Consider the following 17,453-nt stretch of genomic DNA (forward strand, 5'->3'; position numbering starts at 1 on the left):
GCGGTCAGCGAGGTCTGATGATGGCAGCGATGGCACTGGTAGAGCCCCCGCGACAGCTGGCAGCCGGTGGTGTTGCCGCAGTCGGGGCAGACGAATCCCTTGGGCCAACGATACCGATAGAGCGCCGCCCGACATTGCGCTTCTGTGCCGTACTGCTCGAGGAAGGCCGGCAGCGACAGGCCGGGCTGAAACTGGATCGGGTTGCGTGCCATGACGTTACCTCCTCTACTGGATATAACCTCAGTATAGGAAAAGCTGGCGGAATGGTGGCTGATCAACATGAGTAATCAGGAAACAAATAGATAGGGCGCTCTGCTATGCTAGGTGGCCTCGCATGGGGCACTTCGTCGCCCCTCGCCCCTTCCCACGACATGATCACACCCGAGCATTACTGGGCCATCGCTCGATGGCTATGCTTGCCGAAGGAAAAGGGCTCGCAAGGAGAAACAACGTGGAACTGATTCAGTACGCACTGGACAACATCGACCTCTTGGCCACGCGCACCCTGGAGCACATCGCGCTGGTGGGGGTCGCCGTCGGCATCGCCACCCTGACCGGGGTACCGATCGGCATCGCCATCACCAAGAGCGAGCGCCTGGCCCAGGCCGTGCTCTATACCGCCTCTATCATCGTGACCATTCCGTCGATCGCGCTGTTCGGGATCATGATCCCGGTGCTCTCGCTGATCGGCCAGGGCATCGGCTACCTGCCCGCGGTGATCGCGGTGCTGCTCTACTCGCAGCTGCCGATCATCCGCAACACCTATACCGCGATCAACAATGTCGACCCGGCCCTGCGCGAGGCGGCCCGGGGGATCGGCATGAGCCCCAACCAGCGCCTGCGCAGGGTGGAGATCCCCCTGGCGGTGCCGGTGATCATGGCTGGCGTGCGCACGGCCGTGGTGCTCAACATCGGCGTGATGGCGATCGCCGCCTATATCGGCGCCGGGGGGCTGGGCACCTTCATCAGCCGCGGCATCTCCCAGTCCGACCCGCGCCAGCTGATCGTCGGCGCCGTGGCGGTGAGCCTGCTGGCCATCATCGTCGACTACAGCCTGCTCTACATTCAGAAGCGCCTGACGCCCCGAGGCATGGAGCTCAACACCTCCGCCGCCTGATAGCGAGCCCCTGATGACCGAGAGGACAAGGACACACGAATGATCGAACTCGATAACCTGACCAAGGTCTTCGACACGCCCAAGGGCGCCGTGGTCGCCGCCGACCACATCAGCATGAAGGTACCCAACGGCGAGATCTGCATCCTGCTCGGCCCCTCGGGCTGCGGCAAGACCACCACCCTGAAGATGATCAACCGCATCGTGAAACCAACCTCCGGCAAGGTATTCATCAACGGGGAGGACACCACCGGCATGAATACTCAGGATCTGCGCCGCAACATTGGCTATGTGATCCAGCAGATCGGGCTGTTCCCCAACATGACCATCGAGGAGAACATCACGCTAGTGCCCCAGCTGCTGGGCTGGGACAAGGCGCGCTACAGGGAGCGTGCCCGGGAGCTGATGGCGATGATCTCCATGGAACCCAACGCCTTCCTCAAGCGCTTCCCCAGCGAGCTCTCCGGCGGCCAGCAGCAGCGCATCGGTGTGGCTCGAGCGCTCGCTGCCGACCCACCGGTAATGCTGATGGACGAGCCCTTCGGCGCCATCGACCCCATCAACCGGGCAGTGATCCAGGATGAGTTCCTCAAGATGCAGCAGGAACTCAAGAAGACCATCATGTTCGTCAGCCACGACATCGACGAGGCGATCAAGATGGGCGACCGGGTGGCGATATTCCGCGAGGGTAAGCTGGTGCAGCACTCCTCGCCCGATGACCTGCTGGCCGCACCTAAGAACGCCTTCGTCGAGTCCTTTCTTGGCGAGGACCGCGCACTCAAGCGCCTCAACCTGGTCAAGGTCCAGGAGGTGGTCTCCGACAAGATCGCCACGGTGAAGCCCGGTGACACCCTGGAGACAGCACTAGCCCGCATCGAGGACTACGGCTACCAGAACGCTATCCTGATGGTGAACGACCAGCGCCAACCGGTGGGCCTGATCACCCGCACCAAGGCGCGCACCACCAAGGGCTACTGTCGCGACCACTTCGAGAACGTCCCGGCCACGGTGACCCTGAAGGACAACCTGCGCAAGGTCGCCTCACTGATGTTTTCCCAAGACGCCACCTGGCTGCCCTGCGTGGATGATCAGGGGCGGGTCTGCGGCCAGATCACCCAGCGGGCCATGACGCACCACCTCGGTTCACGCTTCCGCGCCCGCGAGGCCGCCCCCCGGAATCCCGACAGCGCCATCAAGGAGTGAGCCAATGCCGATCCAGAGCCTGAAAGGGGCCCTGCGGGCACTCCTGCTGGTGGCGATCTTCTTCGCCGGAGTATGGAGCCAATCGAGCGGGGTCATCAACGACTTCATCTTCTACCTGCCCGACGTGCAGTACCTGGCTGTCCAGCACCTGTGGCTGACGGTGATCTCCGGCAGCCTGGCGATCCTGGTGGCCATCCCGTTGGGCATCGTGCTGTCGCGCCCCAGCATGGCCCGCTGGGCGGAATCGCTGATGCAGGTGCTCAACGTCGGCACCACCATCCCCACACTCGCGGTGCTGGCGCTCTCCATGAGCTTCCTGGGCATCGGCACCGTGCCGGCGGTCTTCGGGCTGTTCGTCGCCACCCTGCTGCCGATCACCCGCAATACCTATACCGGGCTCAAGGGGGTCGATCCCGCGCTGATGGAGGCCGCCGCCGGCATTGGCATGTCGTCGACCCAGCGCCTGCTTCGGGTGGAGCTGCCCAACGCCCTCTACGTGATCTTCGCGGGCATGCGCACCGCCCTGACCATCAACGTGGGCACCGTGCCGCTGGCCTTCCTGATCGGCGCCGGGGGGCTGGGTGAGCTGATCTTCACCGGCATCGACCTGTACGATCCGGTGATGATGCTGGCCGGTGCCATCCCCACCGCCCTGCTGGCGATCATCGTCGATGCCCTGATCGCCACCGTCGCCTATCTAGTGGTGCCGCGCGGGGTCAACCCGTCGCGCGCCTGATTGTTCGAACCGTGCTAGACCATTTGCAGCCACACGAGGAGAAGACCCATGAAACGCCTGATGACTACCCTGTCCGGCCTGGTCCTGGCTGGCGCCATGACCACCGCCGGCGCCACCGAGATCACCGTCGGCGGCAAGAACTTCACCGAGCAGCAGATCCTCTCCAGCATGACTACCCAGTATCTGGAGGGGCTCGGCTACGATGTGGAGAATCGCTCCGGCATGGGCTCCGCCGTGCTGCGACAGGCCCAGGAGAATGGCCAGATCGACCTCTACTGGGAGTACACCGGCACCTCGCTGATCAACTACAACGACGTCACCGAGCGCCTGTCGCCGGAGGAGACCTACGCGCGGGTCAAGGAGCTCGACGCCGAGAAGGGCCTGGTATGGCTGGAGCCCTCCAATGCCAACAATACCTACGCCCTGGCCATGCGCGAGGAGGACGCCGAGGAGCGTGGCATCGCCACCCTCTCCGGCCTGGCCCAGGCGGTCAATGACGGCGAGGAGCTGACCTTCGCCCTGAACGCGGAGTTCTATGCTCGCGAGGATGGCTGGCGGCCGCTGCAGCAGGCCTACGACTTTCGCGTCAGCCGCGGCGATATCAAGCGTATGGATTCCGGCCTGGTCTACCCCGCCCTGCGCGACGGCAACGTCGATGTGGGGCTGGTCTTCGCCACCGACGGCCGCATCCCCGCCTTCGACTTCCGCGTACTCGAGGACGATCAGGGCTTCTTCCCGGCCTATGCCCTGACCCCGGTGGTGCGCCAGGAGACCCTGGAAGAAAATCCCGAGCTCGCCGAGCAGATGAACACCCTCTCCAGCCTGCTCGATGACGCGACCATGGCCGAGCTCAACGCCCGGGTCGACGTCGAGCGCGACACCATCGAGGATGTCGCCCAGTCCTTCCTCGAGGAAAACAACCTCCTGTGACGCCTCCCGGCAGGGCTGGCATAATGCCGGCCATTGCCTACGGCAAGGAAGGCCGCCCATGGGCGGCCTTGCCTCTTTTGACAGGGGGATGAGATGCACTATCAGGACAGACTCCGGGTCGGCGCCGCCCAGATCAACGCCACCCTTGGCGAGGTGGATGCCAACCTGGCGCAGCATCTCGACACCATCCAGGAGGCCTGCGACCAGGGCATCGAGCTGCTGGTCTTCCCCGAGCTCTCGCTGACCGGCTACGGCCTGGGCAGCCGGGTGATGCAGGTGGCGATGCCACTAGAGGATCCGCGCCTGCGCGAGCTGGCCCTGGCCTGCCGCGAGATGCAGACGGTGGTGGGCTTCGTCGAGGAGGCGAGTCCCGGCGAGTACTACAATGCCCTTGCCATCCTCCAGGAGGGCGAGCTCGCCGCGGTGCATCGCAAGCTCAACCTACCCACCTACGGCGGTCTCGAGGAGGGCAAGTGGTTCACCCACGGCAGCGCGCTTACCCATACCCCGGTACGCCCCGGCTGGTCGGCCACCCAACTGATCTGCGCCGACCTGTGGAACCCGGCGCTTGTCCATGCCGCCCTACTGCCCCGCCCCACGGTGCTCTGCGCGCCGATCAACTCGGCCTCGGGCATCGTCAGCGACGACTTCTCCAACGAGCAGAACTGGGCCCTGAATGTGCGCTTCTACGCCATGACCTACGGCACGCCGGTGATCATGGCCAACCGCTTCGGCCCCGAGGGCCAGAGCCACTTCTGGGGCGGGTCGCGCATCCTCGGCCCGCGCGGCGAGTTGCTCGCCGAGGCCGAGGAGCGCGAGACGCTGATCACCGCCGAGCTATCACGCACCGCCATCGCCCGGGCCCGCTTCGAGCTACCCACCCACCGCGACGCCGATACGCCGCTGGTGCGCGAGCTGATGGCCGGCTACCGTTGAGCGGCCACGTGGGAGGACGATGATGCGCGAGGATCCGATCACGGTCTTCGGCGGCACCGGCTTTCTCGGCGACGCCATCGTCCGCGAGCTGGTCGAGGCCGGTCGCGCCGTGCGTATCGCCGCCCGCCATCCGGCCTTGCCCCGCTGGTTCGAGGACGGCGATCCGGTGGAACTCGCCACCGCCGACGTCCGCGACGAGGCAAGCATCGAGGCGGCCCTTGCGGGCGCCAGTGCCGTGGTCAATGCCGTCAGTCTCTACGTGGAAACGCGCGATGCCAGTTTCGAGGCGATCCATGTCACGGGAGCCGGGCGGCTGGCCCGCCAGGCGCGAGCGGCCGGCATCGAGCGGCTGGTGCTGGTCTCGGGGATCGGCGCCCGCCACGACTCGGCCTCGGCCTATGTACGGGCCCGCGCCCGGGGCGAGGATGCGGTGCTTCAGGCCATGCCGCGGGCAATCATCGTCCGGCCCAGCGTACTGTTTGGCCCCGGTGATGCCTTCCTCAGCGGCCTGGAGGGGCTGACCCGGCTCCCGCTGGTCCCGCTGTTCGGTCGCGGCACGACCCGACTGCAGCCGGTACACGTGGTCGACGTGGCGCGGGCCATCGCCCGGCTCACCGGCCACCCCGCCACCGAGCGGCGCCTCTTCGAATTCGGCGGCCCCGAGGTGCTGAGTTACCGTGAGATCCTCGCCACACTGCTCGCCCACCTGCAGCGCGAGCGGCCGCTGGTGCCGCTCCCCTTCCTCGCCTGGCGACTGATGGCGGCCCTGGCCGCCTGGCTGCCCGGCCCGCCGTTGACCCGCGACCAGGTGATCCTGATGCAGACGGACAACGTCGCCGACGAGGATATCGGCGGCTTCCAGGACCTGGGCATCCTGCCCCATTCGTTGCGCGAGACGCTGCCAAACTGCCTGATGCCTTCCGGCGGCTCCTGAGGCTCGCCAGGGTTCCGGTATAGCGTCTACGCTTGGAAGCATGAAACTGTTCGCTCTCAATCCCAGCCGAGCCTTCGGCGAAAAGGTCGCCCAGGCGCTTGGCATCTCGCTTGCCGAGCATGAGGAACGCGATTTCGAGGACGGCGAGCACAAGGCACGCCCACTGGAAAGCGTGCGCGGCGAGGATGTCTACGTCCTGCAGAGCCTCAATGGCGACCCGCAACAGAGTGTCAACGAGAAGCTCTGCCGACTGCTGTTCTTCCTCGGCGCGGTGCGCGACGCCGGGGCGCGTCGGGTGACCGCCGTGATCCCCTACCTGGCCTATGCACGCAAGGACCGACGGACCAAGCCCCGCGACCCGCTCACGTCCCGCTACCTGGCCATGCTGCTGGAGGCCATGGGCATCGATGGCGTCGTGTCACTCGATGTCCACAACCCGGCCGCGTTCCAGAACGCCTTCCGCTGCCCCACCCATACCCTGGATACGCGGCGCCTGTTTGCCGAACACATGCGCGAACGCTGCGACGACGGGCCACTGGTGGTGGCCTCACCCGACCCGGGTGGGGTCAAGCGGGCCCAGGGCTTTCGGGAAATGCTCGAGGCCGTGCTGGGCCGCGAGATCGGCTCGGCCTACATGGAGAAACGTCGCAGCGAAGGCAAGGTCAGCGGCACCCTGCTGACCGGCGAGGTCGAGGGTGCCACCGTGCTGGTCGTGGATGACCTGATCAGCTCGGGTGGCACCCTGCTGCGTGCCGCCCGGGCCTGCCTGGACCGGGGGGCCAGCCGAGTATACGGCCTGGCGGCACACGGGCTTTTCGTTGGCGATGCAAACCGCGTGGTCAGTGACCCGCAGCTGACCAAGCTGATCGTGACCGATAGCGTGCCGCCGACTCGCCTCGATGCGGAGGTGGCCAGCCAACACCTGGAAGTGGTCAGCGCCGCCCCGCTGTTTGCCGAGGCGATCCGTCGCCTCCATGACAACGGCTCACTGACCGAGCTGCTGGAAGGCCCGCTGTAACGGCGAGAGTCCCCTGCCCCTCCGCCTGGGCGGGTTCAGCGGGCAATGCCGCTCAGTCCAGTGCGCGGCAGGCGCGTTGTCCCAGCGCCAGGTACTGCCTGGCCCGCGGCTTCCACTTCTCAGGGGTACGCGGGTCGGGCTCGAGCAGATGAGCGAGCGACAGGCGTGCCCTGAGACAGGCACGATACGCCGTATAGAAGGCCAACAGCCGCCTGCTGGGATGGTCATCGAGCGCTCGGCTGCACTCACTGACCAGCCGTTCGAAGATCCAGGCGCCCCCGAGTCGCTCGCACTCGAGACCCAGGAAACTCAGTTCATCGAAGGGGTCTACCAGGCGCAGGGGGCGACTGAATTCGAGACAATCGATGACCACCGGGGGATCACACAGGCAGACATGCTCGGGGCGCAGATCGCCATGCCCCTCGATGATCCGCCCCTGACGCGGGCGTTCGCCGAGCAGGTCGGGCTCTTCCTCGAGCACGCGGTCGAGACGCTCGAGCATCGCCAACACGCCGCCTCGGGCCAGGGAGAATCGGCTATCCGTGAGCACGGCCCGATTGTGGTCGAGTTCGCGCCTGAAGCCCTCCAGATAGGTGTCTGGCGACATCTCGACGGGCGCGAGCCCCCGGTAGAAGCCTGAGAGCCGCTGGGCGACCCGGGTGATGCCCTGCCCGCTGGCCGTCTCCCGCGACAGTGCCACATCCAGCATCAGATGCTCGGGCAGTCGCTTCATCACCACCAGCCAGTCGACGACCTCTCCTTCACCATCGAGCGCCAGGCTGCCCTCGGGATCCACCCGCAACGCCGACACCCCGAGATACACCTCCGGGGCCAGGCGACGGTTGAGGCGCACCTCCTCGTGGCAGAGAAACTCGCGGTCACCCAGGAAGTGACAGTCACGATAGGTGTACTCGACGGGCTTCTTCAGCTTGTAGACACGATCGCCCGCCAGGAAGACCCAGGCCATGTGGGTCTGCTTGACCTCGACCTCGCCCGTGAACCCGGGATACGCCCGGGAACTCGACAGAAACGCGACCTTGCGCCGGAGCGGAACCTCGCTCATGGACACGGCTGCGTTGTCGGATGACGCCTTGGACATGGGTACCCTCCCGATATAACGGGAGGGTACCACAGCTTCCTGGCGACCCCGGAGGTGGGCTTCATCACCCCGCTGCCGCCCTGCTGCTCCAGCAGCCGGCGGCAGGCCAATGCCGGCCTTCGAGATAAGCCGAACTCAGTCGCCCAGGGCAGCGAGCCGGTCCGCCTGGACCACCTCGATCCAGTAGCCGTCGATGTCCTTGACGAACACCACGTCCTTCATCTTGCCCTGGTCCGAGCGCTTGACGAACTCGACCTCGTTGGCGTCGAACCAGGCCTCGGCGGCCTCCAGGTCGGGCACCGAGAAGCAGATGTGGCCGAAGCCCTGCGGCTGGGCATTGCCGTCGTGGTAGATCCGCCCCTCCTGGTTCTCGGTCCCCCAGTTGTGCGTCAGTTCCAACACACCGCGCTGACTGAAGGTCCAGACGGTGCGCTCACCGGTCTTCTCGGGGACGCTTTCGCCGGCTTCCGGCCGCGCCAGGAAATACAGCGAGAACTGCATCTCCTCGAAGTCGAGCCGGCGCAGCACCCGCATGCCGAACACCCGCGTATAGAAGCCCAGCGCGGCCTCGGGATCCTTGACCCGGAGCATGGTGTGGTTGAGACGAAAGCCGTCTGTCTCACCGGGGGGCGCCTGGACGCCAGGGTACTGCTCACCTGCAAAGCTCATGCTAAAGCTCCTTTATCCGTTACATGGAAAAGCGCCGCGTTCGGCTTGCGCCGGACGCGGCATGGGGGTTTATCAGACCTCTCCTTTCTGCATCAACTGGCCGATATGCTCGGCCTGGCGGATGGCCAGCGAGACGATGGTCAGGGTGGGATTCTCCGTCGCCGAGGTGGTGAACTGGCTACCGTCCGAAATGAACAGGTTGGGGATCTCGTGGGAGCGCCCATAGCCGTTGCAGACCCCATCCTCGGGACGCGCGCTCATGCGGCAGGAGCCGAGGTTGTGCGTCGAGGGGTAGGGAGGGACCTCATAGGTATCCTTGGCGCCCACGGCGCGATAGATCTCGGCGCCCTGGCGATAGGCATGCTCACGCATGGTGACATCGTTGGGGTGGTCATCGTAATGGACATTGGCCACCGGTAGTCCGAAGTGGTCCTTGACCTCGCTATTGAGGGTGATTCGATTGCTCTCCTGAGGCATGTCCTCGCCGACCAGCCACATCCCGGCCATATGGTCGTACTGGTCAAGTGCGCCGGTGAAGCGCGGCCCCCAGGCGCCCGGGTCAAAGAAGGCGGCCATGAACGGCAGGCCCAGCGAGAGGGTCTCGATCTCGTAGCCACCCACGAAGCCCCGGCCGGGATCATGGTGGGCCTCATCGGAGATGATGCCGGCCATGGTGGTGCCGCGATACATGTTCACCGGCTTATCGAAGGTGCCATAGACAGACCCCGTCATGTGGCGCATGTAGTTTCGCCCCACCTGGCCCGAGCCATTGGCGAGCCCATCGGGAAACATCGAGCTGGCCGAGTTGAGCAGCAGGCGCGGTGTCTCGATGGTATTACCGGCCACTGCCACCAGCCGTGCGCGCTGACGCTGCTCCTTGCCTGCGGCATCGAAATACACCACTCCGGTGATCTTGCCACTGTCATCGTGCTCGATACGGGCCACGTGAGAGTCGGGCCGCAGCTCCAGATGACCGGTAGCGATACCGGCGGGCAGCTCGGTATACAGGGTCGACCACTTGGCGCCAGTCTTGCACCCCTGGAAGCAGAAGCCACGTTGTTGACAGGCGGCGCGTCCGTCGCGCGGTTCGCTGTTGATGGCCATGTGGCCGGTGTTGCAGGAATACCCCAGTTTCTTCGCGCCGTTGTACATCACCTTGAAGTTGTTGTTACCCGGCAGGCCCTTGAAGCCGTTGGTGCGGGTCACGCCCATTCGTCTCTCGGCATTGGAGTAATAGGGCGCCAGGTCGTCGTAGGTGACCGGCCAGTCGAGCAGGTTCGCGCCTTCGACCTTGCCGTAGGTCGAAAGCGCCGCGAATTCGTGGGGCTGGATGCGCAGGCTCGCCCCGGCCCAGTGCACAGTGGTACCACCCACCGCCTTGACGATCCAGGCGGGGAGGTTGGGAAAATCATGCCCCAGGCGATAGCTGCCCGACGTGGTACGGGGATCAGTCCAGGCGAGCTGGTCGAAGGAGGCCCACTCGTCGGGCAGGAAGTCACCGGTGGTGTGCAGGGCGCCGGCCTCCAGCACCACCACATCGATGCCTTGCTGGGCGAGCTCGTTGCCGAGGGTTCCACCCCCGGCTCCCGAGCCGATCACCACCACGACGCTATCGTCGTCATGGGCGAAAGTCTTTTGATTGTCGGTCATTGCCATGTTGGCGTCTCCACAAGCGTCGTTGTTGTGTTGTCAATCTCGCGGCAGCCTCGTCAGGCCGTCGGTTCCTCGAAGGGCAGATAGCCGCCTTGCGGCTTGGGCGGGTCGGGCAGCCAGGTCAGGTCGTTGAAGCCTTTCGTCAGGTAGCCGCCATCGCCCTCCGGGCCCTGATAGCCGAAATGGGCAAAGGCCAGGGGATTGTTGTAGAGCGAGACCACCGCATCGCTGCGGATCGCCTCGAAGAAGGGTGTCCCCGCCATGGGAGTGAGGATCTCGAGACGTTTGGCATCGTCGAGTGCCAGCCAGTCGCCGCCGGCGGCGGCATCCAGCTCAGCGATGCCCGCGTCGAGCGTGTGACCCAAGGTGTTCTTGCTGTCGAGATTCTCCGCCGGCTGGCTCTTGCGATCGAGGCTCTTCACCACATGGGCGTAGACGGCATCCTCGAGAGTCGGATGGGGGAAGATCTGTCGGGTGACGGCAAGCAGGACCTCGCCCTGGCGGGAGCTCAGGTGGTCGAGTGGCATCGCCCAACTGCGCGAGGGTGCCAGCAGGGCGATGGGGCCACTCGCGAAAGCCAGGGTGCCGGCCACAACGCCGCCACTCGTCTTGAGGAAGACGCGGCGGGAAATATTGGGTGAACTCATCGCTGATCTCTCCGGGGGTAGATGGCGCAGCCCCTGGAAGGCTGAGCCGCGCCTTGCCTGTTGTTGTGATGATGGCCCGCGTGCCGGCCACCTCAGTGAAGAGTAGGCCCAAGCCTGGCGGGTCGGGTAACAGCGGACTACTACATAGACGATGGTCTAATGCTCACGAGCATCCACAGCGGGCAAGGTTGAGGAACGCCGGCGCCGCTCCGGCACCCTGATCCTTGCGGAGTGAAAACCATGTGCCACGTCTATGCCTCCACCGACCCCCAACGCTATGAATGCACCACTCGCTCGCTGCGACTGCAGGGCAGCGTGACCAGCGTGCGGCTCGAGAACGAGTTCTGGGAAATCCTCGACTATCTGGCCCATAGCCAGCAGCTCTCCAGCGGTCAGTTCATCAGCGAACTCTACGGGGAGGTCATGGCGACCAAGGGGGTGGTGCCCAACCTCGCCTCGATGCTGCGGGTCGCCTGCGCCGTCCATCTACATATCCGTGCTGAACCCGCCGCCCGTAGCGCCTGATACACCAGCGGGCGACTCCCCGCTGTGCGGCGCTCGCCGTGCTATTCCAGCCTCGCCCCCTGTTCCTGCAAGGTGGCCGGCTGTTAACCTGTCAGACCCTGCCCCCCTACACAGGAGGCCCCGATGACGGCACCGCGTATCATCCTCGATGTCTTCAGCGACTATGTCTGCCCCTTCTGCTACCTGGAAGCCCCGGAGCTCGAGGCTCTGGCCGAGCGCTTCGACGATGACGTGGAGATCCGCTGGCGAGCCTTCGAGCTGCGCCCCGAACCCGTGCCGACCCTCGACCCCGATGGCGACTACCTGCACGATATCTGGGAGCGTGCCGTCTATCCCATGGCCGTGGAGCGCGGCATGACCCTGCGCCTGCCGCGCCTGCAGCCCCGCTCGCGGTTGGCCCACGAGGCCAGTGCCTGGGCACGAACGCAGGAACCCGAGCGCCCAGGGGCCGAGGAGGCGATGCGCACAGCGCTGTTTCGCGGTTTCTTCGAGGAGAGCCTCGACCTGGCCGACCCACAGGCACTCGCCGCTGTGGCACGGACGCTCGGTCTGGACGACGAAGCCCTGCGCCACGCCCTGGCGAAGAGGGATTTCCGTGAGCAGGTCCAGGCCGACCAGCAGCTCGCCAGGGAGCTCGGCATCGGCGGCGTGCCGGGCCTGCGCTTCTCGCTGGATGGTGAGCACGCTGGTGTGCTCGAGGGTGCTCAGCCGCGCCGTCAGCTGTTACTGGCAGTGGAGCGCCTGCTCGACGTCACGGCGTGAATCGTTTCGCCGCTTCCTCAAGGCCCGCTTACCAGCCTGTGGGTGCGTCTGGTGGGCTGCCGGCTTCCAGGACTGCGCTGAAGCTTTCAGGACTGCGCTGAAAGAAGCGCGCGCGACAAGCGCTCCGGCAGGCCGTCCTACTCGGCCTGCCGTTGAACGGGAAAGATTACTTGACTTCGACCTTGCGGCGGTTGGCCTGCTTGAGCTTGGGCAGCGTCAACTCGAGGACGCCGTTCTTGAAGCTGGCGTCCGCCTTGTCGGCATCGATCTCTCCGGGCAGGGCCACCGTGCGGGTGAAGGAGCCACGCGAGATCTCAGAGTGGAAGTAATCTCCCTCCTCCTGCTTGTTTTCCTCGCGATGTTCGCCCTTGAGGGTCACGGCGTCGTCGGTCACCGTGACATCGAGCTCATCACGTTCGAAGCCAGGGACTTCGGCACGCACTACTACCTCCGCATCCCGGTCGATGACATCGACCTTCGGCATCCCCTGCTCGAAGGCGGCGAAGCGCTGCCAGAGGGGGTGCTCCCAGCGCGAGGGCATCCAACCGCGGTCGAAGAAACTTTCAAGCATGCGATCGAACTCCCGGAATGGGCTCATCGCCCGGGATTCGGCTGGCTGGGAAGACTTGTCGGTCGTGACCGAGACATCCTTGGACGTTTTCTTGGCCATAACAGTAACTCCTCTCGATGTAGATAAGACAACGGGTTCAACGATGGCGAGGCCAATTCAGGGCTCGCCTCATCATTAAGTATAGTACAGGCCTGAACGGCCCATTTGACATAGATCATCAGTATCCTTAGCCATGTCTCACGGGCAGCGCTACTCGCCGATGTCCTCGTGCCACAGCTCGGGCGAGGAAGCGATGAAGCCCTCCATCATGGCGATGCACTCGGGCTCCTGCAGTACCTCGACCTCGACGCCGCGTTCCCTGAGCAGCGCCTCCTCGCCCAGGAAGGTGCGATTCTCGCCGACCACTATCTTGGGGATGCCGTAGAGCAGGATGGCGCCACTGCACATCGGGCAGGGTGAGAGAGTGGTGTAGAGAATACTCTCGCGATAGGTCTCGGCCGGATGACGTCCGGCGTTATCCAGGGCGTCCATCTCGCCGTGCAGCACCGCGCTGCCCAACTGCACACGGCGATTGTGGCCGCGACCGAGGATCACGCCACGATGTACCAGTACCGAGCCGATGGGAATCCCGCCCTCTTCGAGGCCATGGCGGGCCTCCTCGAAGGCAGCCTGCATGAAGCGATCCATGGGCAGTCTCCTTGTCTGACGCTGCGCTCCAGCATACGCCACCCTTGCCGCCCCTCGCCATCAGGCGTCGCCCAGGCTGGACAGTCCGGGGGCGTTCCCGGCTATGCTATGAAGGGGCTGTGAGCGGCCCCACCAACCGTCATCCAGGGAGCCGCCATCGTGGCCAGCAAGCAACGCGTGATCGCCTTCTATGACGAGCGAGTGCTCGCCCACCAGCCCGACATCGAGGTGCCGTTCCTGCCGAATCGCATGGACCGGCGTATTCGCCAGCTGCTCGCCGGACTCAACACGCCATGGAAGTACCCGGAACATCCCGGGCGCCTCACCGCCATCCTTCAGCTACTCGAGCGCGAGCCGATAGCCGGACTGACCTTCGAGACAGGCCAACCGGCGACCCGGGAGCAGCTCGGCCGGGTCCATACCACCTCCTACCTGAATGAGATCTTCAGGCTGCGCGGCAAGAGTGCCTGGCTCGACGAGGATACCACCGCGGTATCACCAGGAAGCGTGGAAGCCGCCGAGGTCGCCGCCGGCACGGCCATCGCCGCCGTGGAGACCGTGGTCTCGGGACGCACCGAGAGCGCCTTTGCCCTGGTTCGCCCACCCGGCCACCATGCCGAGCCGGTGCGAGCCCGCGGCTTCTGCCTGTTCAACAACGTCGCGGTGGCCGCCGCCCACGCCCAGGAGGCGCTGGGTTGCCAACGCATCTTGATCATCGACTGGGATGCCCATCACGGCAACGGTACCCAGGAGATCTTCTGGGCGGATCCCGACGTGCTGTTCTTCGACATCCATCGCGCCGCCCCCTTCTATCCCGGCTCGGGGCGGCTGGAGGAGATCGGCGCCGGTATCGGCGAGGGCACCATCGTCAACGTGCCGGTACCTGCCGGAACGGGTGACGAAGCCTACCTGAAGGCCTTCCACGAGATCCTCGTTCCCGCGGCGGACTGGTTTCGCCCCGACCTCATCCTGGTCTCGGCAGGGTTCGATCCCCACTGGCAGGACCTGGCGCTGAATGTCTCCTACGAGGGATTCGGTGCCATGACCGGCGTGCTGCAAGCGCTGGCCCGCCGTCACTGCGAGGGCCGCCTGGCCTTCGTGCTGGAGGGAGGCTATAACCTCGAGTCGCTCTCCCGGGGAGCCCGCGCGGTGCTCGCCGTGCTGGCCGGCGAGACGCCACCGGAGCCGGGCAGCGCTGGCCTGGCGGAGGTAGCTGCCGCCGCGGCTTTCCATCGCGGTGCCTTCGAGCGGGATGCCGAGGGATTCGGCGAGCCTTTCACATTCCCACCCCGAACAGAGCCTGAGCCAGATGGCCGGTGACCAAGGCCAGTCCCGCTGCGGCCCCGCCGTTCAGCAGGGTCCGCAGCCCGGACTTCAGCACCGGCTGGTGGTAGACCAGGCTCTTGCCCATGCCAATCAAAGCGAACATCAACCCGGCCACCGCCAGGCTGGCCAGGAACTGCCGGGAGGGTGCCAGACCCGGTAGCGCATAAGGCAGCAGCGGCATGGCGTACCGGCAACCCGCCCTGAAAGACTTGCCAGCTAAACGCGACACCCCTCAGTAGACGAATTGGAACAGCACATGGTCAACGACTCTCCACGATACTGGGCCAGCCGCCTCAAGAACGGCCTGCAAACCCTGCTGATCATGGGCAGCCTAGCGCTGGTGCTGGCGGTGCCAGGCTACCTGCTGGCCGGCAGCTTCGGGGTCATGGTCAGCCTGGGCGTGGTGGTCATCGGAGCCTTTGCCGGCAGCTGGGTGCCGGCCCGCTATATCCTTGCCGAAGCCGGTGCTGGCCTGCTCGACCGTGACCAGGCACCAGCGCTCTACCGGCTGCTGGATACCCTCTATCGGCGCGCCGGCATCAGCGCTTCTCCTCAGCTCTTCTATGTGCCCTCACCAGAGCTCAACGCTTTCGCCGTGGGCAGCCGCCACGATGGCGGCATCGCCGTCACCGAAGGCCTGCTGCGCACCCTGACCCTGCGCGAGCTGGCCGGTGTACTGGCCCACGAGGTGAGTCACCTGCGCCACGGCGACACTCGGGTGATGTCCATGGCCGCAGCCATGACCCGCCTGACCCTGTGGCTGACCACGGTGCTGCAGATCAGCCTGCTGCTGATGGTACCCATGATCCTGTCCGGTGAGCTGCGCCTGCCCTGGAGCCTATTGCTGGTAGTAGCCTTCGCACCCAGTATCAGCACCCTGCTCCAGCTGACCCTGTCTCGCAACCGCGAATATAGCGCCGACCTGGACGCCGTGGCCCTGACAGGCGACCCTGAGGGGCTGGCCTCGGCGCTGGCGGTGCTGGAACGCTACCATGGGCGCTGGCTGGCCACGCTGTTCGGTCGCCATCCGCCCCGCGGACTCAACTGGCTGCGTACCCACCCGCCGACGGAGGAGCGCATCCGCCGGCTGCGCGAAGTCGATGAATCGCCGCGGACGCCCGTGCATGATGACCACCAGGAACACGCCCATCGGCCTGCGACGATCATCGAACGCCCGAGCTCGATGGGCCGGCGCTACTGGATGCGTCGCCGGCGCTGAGACGCTGGGCCCCTTTTCCCCATTGTGAACCAACGAGAGAGACCCTCATGACCGACACTGCAAAGCCTTGGAACAGCCCCATGCCCGACGACCAGTTCGCGCTGATGCGTGAGATCCTTGCCGCTCCGAGCCCGGTGGGCCTGGAGGCGGCGATGACCTATGGCGTGCTCAAGCCCCACTTCGAGCGCTTCGCTCCCAAGAGCTGGCAGTTACGGCAGTTCATGGGCCATGCCGGCGTGGTGCTGGATACCCATCCGGGGCGCGACGACCTGTTCAAGGTGATGATCATCGGCCATGCTGATAAAATCCGCATGCAGGTCCGCTCCATCGGCGATGATGGCAAGATCTGGATCAATAGCGACTCCTTCCTGCCCAACGTGCTGGTCGGCCATGAAGTGACGCTGTTCAGCGAAGACCCGGAAGCACCAGGCAGCTACCGGCGCATCGAAGGCGGCACCGTGGAGGCGCTGGGTGCCATCCACTTCTCGGACCCGGCCCAACGCAACGGTGAGAAGGGCATCAAGAAGGAGCAGCTCTACCTCGATCTGCAGATCCATGGCGAGAACAAGAAGCAACAAGTGCAGAACCTCGGGGTGCGGCCCGGCGATGCCATCCTGTTCGACCGGCCCATCCGCCACGGCTTCAGCCCGGATACCTTCTACGGCGCCTACCTGGACAACGGCCTGGGCTGCTTCGTCACCGCCGAGGTGGCCAGGCTGATCGCCGAGTCGGGGGGTACCGAGCAGGTGCGGGTGATGTTCGCCATCGCCAGTTACGAGGAGATCGGCCGTTTCGGCAGCCGGGTGCTGGCCGGTGAGCTAGAGCCCGATGCGATCATCGCCGTGGACGTCAATCACGACTACGTGGCCGCCCCCGGCATCGGTGATCGGCGCATGCAGCCGCTGGAGATGGGCAAGGGTTTCACGATGTCGGTGGGCGCCATCGCCAGCGAACAGCTCAACCGCATCGTCGAGAAAACCGCCCGCGAGCAGGATATCCCCATGCAGCGCGACATTGTCGGCGTGGATACCGGCACCGACGGCATGGCCGGCGTGCTCGCCGCCGTGGACTGTGTGGCCACCTCCATCGGCTTCCCGATCCGCAACATGCACACCATCTCCGAGACAGGCTATACCCGCGACGTGCTGGCGGCGATCCATGCCATCACCCATACCGTGAAGGCCCTGGACGCCCTGCCGGACCCGCATCGCGAGTTCCGCGATCACCACCCCCGCCTGGATCAGGCCGGCGCGCTTGATCACCAGGGGGCCGACAAACCCGACGCAGACGACAAGTAGCCGTAAGCAGCACAGCGGGGAGGACCTCTGGCTCGCTCTGCTGTGCTGTTCGGCAAGCCAAGGAGCGTCCACCGAGGCGACACCGGCCTCGATCAGCGTCTCGGCAGCACCGTGGTCGTCGAGGAT

The 17,453-nt window shown here is 65.4% G+C and carries 20 protein-coding genes; 12 read left to right on the plus strand and 8 right to left on the minus strand.

The window, feature by feature from the left end; translation table 11 throughout:
• A partial coding sequence (locus DFO68_RS13565; protein ID WP_133484171.1) for a transposase occupies positions 1 to 212 on the minus strand: 212 nt, incomplete at its 3' end.
• A 239-nt stretch (positions 213 to 451) separates the two neighbouring features.
• Here DFO68_RS13565 and DFO68_RS13570 point away from each other — a divergent pair.
• The 7 genes from DFO68_RS13570 to DFO68_RS13600 all read left to right on the plus strand — a co-directional run bounded on the left by DFO68_RS13570 (position 452) and on the right by DFO68_RS13600 (position 6,871).
• Positions 452 to 1,117, plus strand: coding sequence for an ABC transporter permease (locus DFO68_RS13570; protein WP_133484172.1), 666 nt, complete (start codon positions 452 to 454; stop codon positions 1,115 to 1,117).
• A gap of 39 nt (positions 1,118 to 1,156) precedes the next feature.
• Positions 1,157 to 2,317, plus strand: a complete 1,161-nt coding sequence (locus tag DFO68_RS13575; RefSeq protein WP_133484173.1) for an ABC transporter ATP-binding protein — start codon at positions 1,157 to 1,159, stop codon at positions 2,315 to 2,317.
• A gap of 4 nt (positions 2,318 to 2,321) precedes the next feature.
• The gene (locus DFO68_RS13580) at positions 2,322 to 3,053 is read left to right on the plus strand and encodes an ABC transporter permease (RefSeq protein WP_133484174.1); all 732 of its coding nucleotides are present in this window, start codon (positions 2,322 to 2,324) and stop codon (positions 3,051 to 3,053) included.
• A gap of 48 nt (positions 3,054 to 3,101) precedes the next feature.
• Positions 3,102 to 3,983 (plus strand): glycine betaine ABC transporter substrate-binding protein, encoded by an 882-nt coding sequence (locus tag DFO68_RS13585; RefSeq protein ID WP_133484175.1) that lies wholly within the window; start codon positions 3,102 to 3,104, stop codon positions 3,981 to 3,983.
• Between the two features lie 93 nt (positions 3,984 to 4,076).
• A complete protein-coding gene (locus DFO68_RS13590) occupies positions 4,077 to 4,919 on the plus strand; it encodes a nitrilase-related carbon-nitrogen hydrolase (protein ID WP_133484176.1) in 843 nt (280 codons plus the stop codon).
• 22 nt (positions 4,920 to 4,941) lie between these two features.
• Complete coding sequence (locus tag DFO68_RS13595) at positions 4,942 to 5,853, plus strand: complex I NDUFA9 subunit family protein (protein ID WP_133484177.1); 912 nt, start codon at positions 4,942 to 4,944, stop codon at positions 5,851 to 5,853.
• Between the two features lie 40 nt (positions 5,854 to 5,893).
• Positions 5,894 to 6,871, plus strand: coding sequence for a ribose-phosphate diphosphokinase (locus DFO68_RS13600; protein WP_133484178.1), 978 nt, complete (start codon positions 5,894 to 5,896; stop codon positions 6,869 to 6,871).
• Between the two features lie 52 nt (positions 6,872 to 6,923).
• Here the strand turns inward: DFO68_RS13600 and DFO68_RS13605 are convergent, their stop codons facing one another.
• The 4 genes from DFO68_RS13605 to DFO68_RS13620 form a co-directional block, all read right to left on the minus strand.
• Positions 6,924 to 7,970: a hypothetical protein gene (locus tag DFO68_RS13605; RefSeq protein WP_133484179.1), complete on the minus strand. Its 1,047-nt coding sequence runs from the start codon at positions 7,968 to 7,970 to the stop codon at positions 6,924 to 6,926.
• A 135-nt stretch (positions 7,971 to 8,105) separates the two neighbouring features.
• Positions 8,106 to 8,639, minus strand: a complete 534-nt coding sequence (gloA, locus tag DFO68_RS13610; protein ID WP_133484180.1) for a lactoylglutathione lyase — start codon at positions 8,637 to 8,639, stop codon at positions 8,106 to 8,108.
• Between the two features lie 72 nt (positions 8,640 to 8,711).
• Positions 8,712 to 10,295 (minus strand): GMC family oxidoreductase, encoded by a 1,584-nt coding sequence (locus DFO68_RS13615; protein ID WP_133484181.1) that lies wholly within the window; start codon positions 10,293 to 10,295, stop codon positions 8,712 to 8,714.
• Positions 10,296 to 10,348: 53 nt separating this feature from the next.
• Positions 10,349 to 10,939, minus strand: a complete 591-nt coding sequence (locus DFO68_RS13620; protein ID WP_133484182.1) for a twin-arginine translocation signal domain-containing protein — start codon at positions 10,937 to 10,939, stop codon at positions 10,349 to 10,351.
• Positions 10,940 to 11,179: 240 nt separating this feature from the next.
• Here DFO68_RS13620 and DFO68_RS13625 point away from each other — a divergent pair, with 240 nt between their 5' ends.
• Both DFO68_RS13625 and DFO68_RS13630 read left to right on the plus strand, forming a co-directional pair.
• Entirely contained in the window at positions 11,180 to 11,464 is a 285-nt protein-coding gene (locus DFO68_RS13625; protein ID WP_133484183.1) for a ribbon-helix-helix domain-containing protein, read from the plus strand.
• 123 nt (positions 11,465 to 11,587) lie between these two features.
• Positions 11,588 to 12,226 carry a DsbA family oxidoreductase gene (locus DFO68_RS13630; RefSeq protein WP_133484184.1) on the plus strand — a complete coding sequence of 213 codons (639 nt, stop codon included), beginning with the start codon at positions 11,588 to 11,590 and terminating at the stop codon, positions 12,224 to 12,226.
• Between the two features lie 166 nt (positions 12,227 to 12,392).
• Here DFO68_RS13630 and DFO68_RS13635 read toward each other — a convergent pair whose 3' ends face one another.
• Positions 12,393 to 12,896: an Hsp20/alpha crystallin family protein gene (locus DFO68_RS13635; protein ID WP_133484185.1), complete on the minus strand. Its 504-nt coding sequence runs from the start codon at positions 12,894 to 12,896 to the stop codon at positions 12,393 to 12,395.
• A 150-nt stretch (positions 12,897 to 13,046) separates the two neighbouring features.
• The gene (locus tag DFO68_RS13640; protein ID WP_133484186.1) at positions 13,047 to 13,484 is read right to left on the minus strand and encodes a nucleoside deaminase; all 438 of its coding nucleotides are present in this window, start codon (positions 13,482 to 13,484) and stop codon (positions 13,047 to 13,049) included.
• Between the two features lie 159 nt (positions 13,485 to 13,643).
• Here DFO68_RS13640 and DFO68_RS13645 point away from each other — a divergent pair, with 159 nt between their 5' ends.
• Entirely contained in the window at positions 13,644 to 14,804 is a 1,161-nt protein-coding gene (locus DFO68_RS13645) for a histone deacetylase family protein (RefSeq protein WP_243726516.1), read from the plus strand.
• On the opposite strand, the gene DFO68_RS13650 is transcribed toward DFO68_RS13645, so the two are convergent.
• On the minus strand, positions 14,761 to 14,991 hold the full coding sequence (locus DFO68_RS13650; RefSeq protein ID WP_133484187.1) for a VIT1/CCC1 transporter family protein: 231 nt from the start codon (positions 14,989 to 14,991) through the stop codon (positions 14,761 to 14,763). The two genes, DFO68_RS13645 and DFO68_RS13650, sit on opposite strands and share 44 nt — an antisense overlap.
• A 75-nt stretch (positions 14,992 to 15,066) precedes the next feature.
• On the opposite strand from DFO68_RS13650, the gene DFO68_RS13655 reads away from it, so the two are divergent.
• Positions 15,067 to 16,029 (plus strand): zinc metalloprotease HtpX, encoded by a 963-nt coding sequence (locus DFO68_RS13655; RefSeq protein ID WP_133484188.1) that lies wholly within the window; start codon positions 15,067 to 15,069, stop codon positions 16,027 to 16,029.
• Positions 16,030 to 16,076: 47 nt separating this feature from the next.
• A complete protein-coding gene (locus tag DFO68_RS13660) occupies positions 16,077 to 17,327 on the plus strand; it encodes a M20/M25/M40 family metallo-hydrolase (protein ID WP_133484189.1) in 1,251 nt (416 codons plus the stop codon).
• The last annotated feature ends 126 nt before the right edge of the window (positions 17,328 to 17,453 follow it).

The sequence above is a fragment of the Halomonas ventosae genome (genome assembly GCF_004361885.1).
GTDB classification, from domain to species: domain Bacteria; phylum Pseudomonadota; class Gammaproteobacteria; order Pseudomonadales; family Halomonadaceae; genus Halomonas; species Halomonas ventosae_C.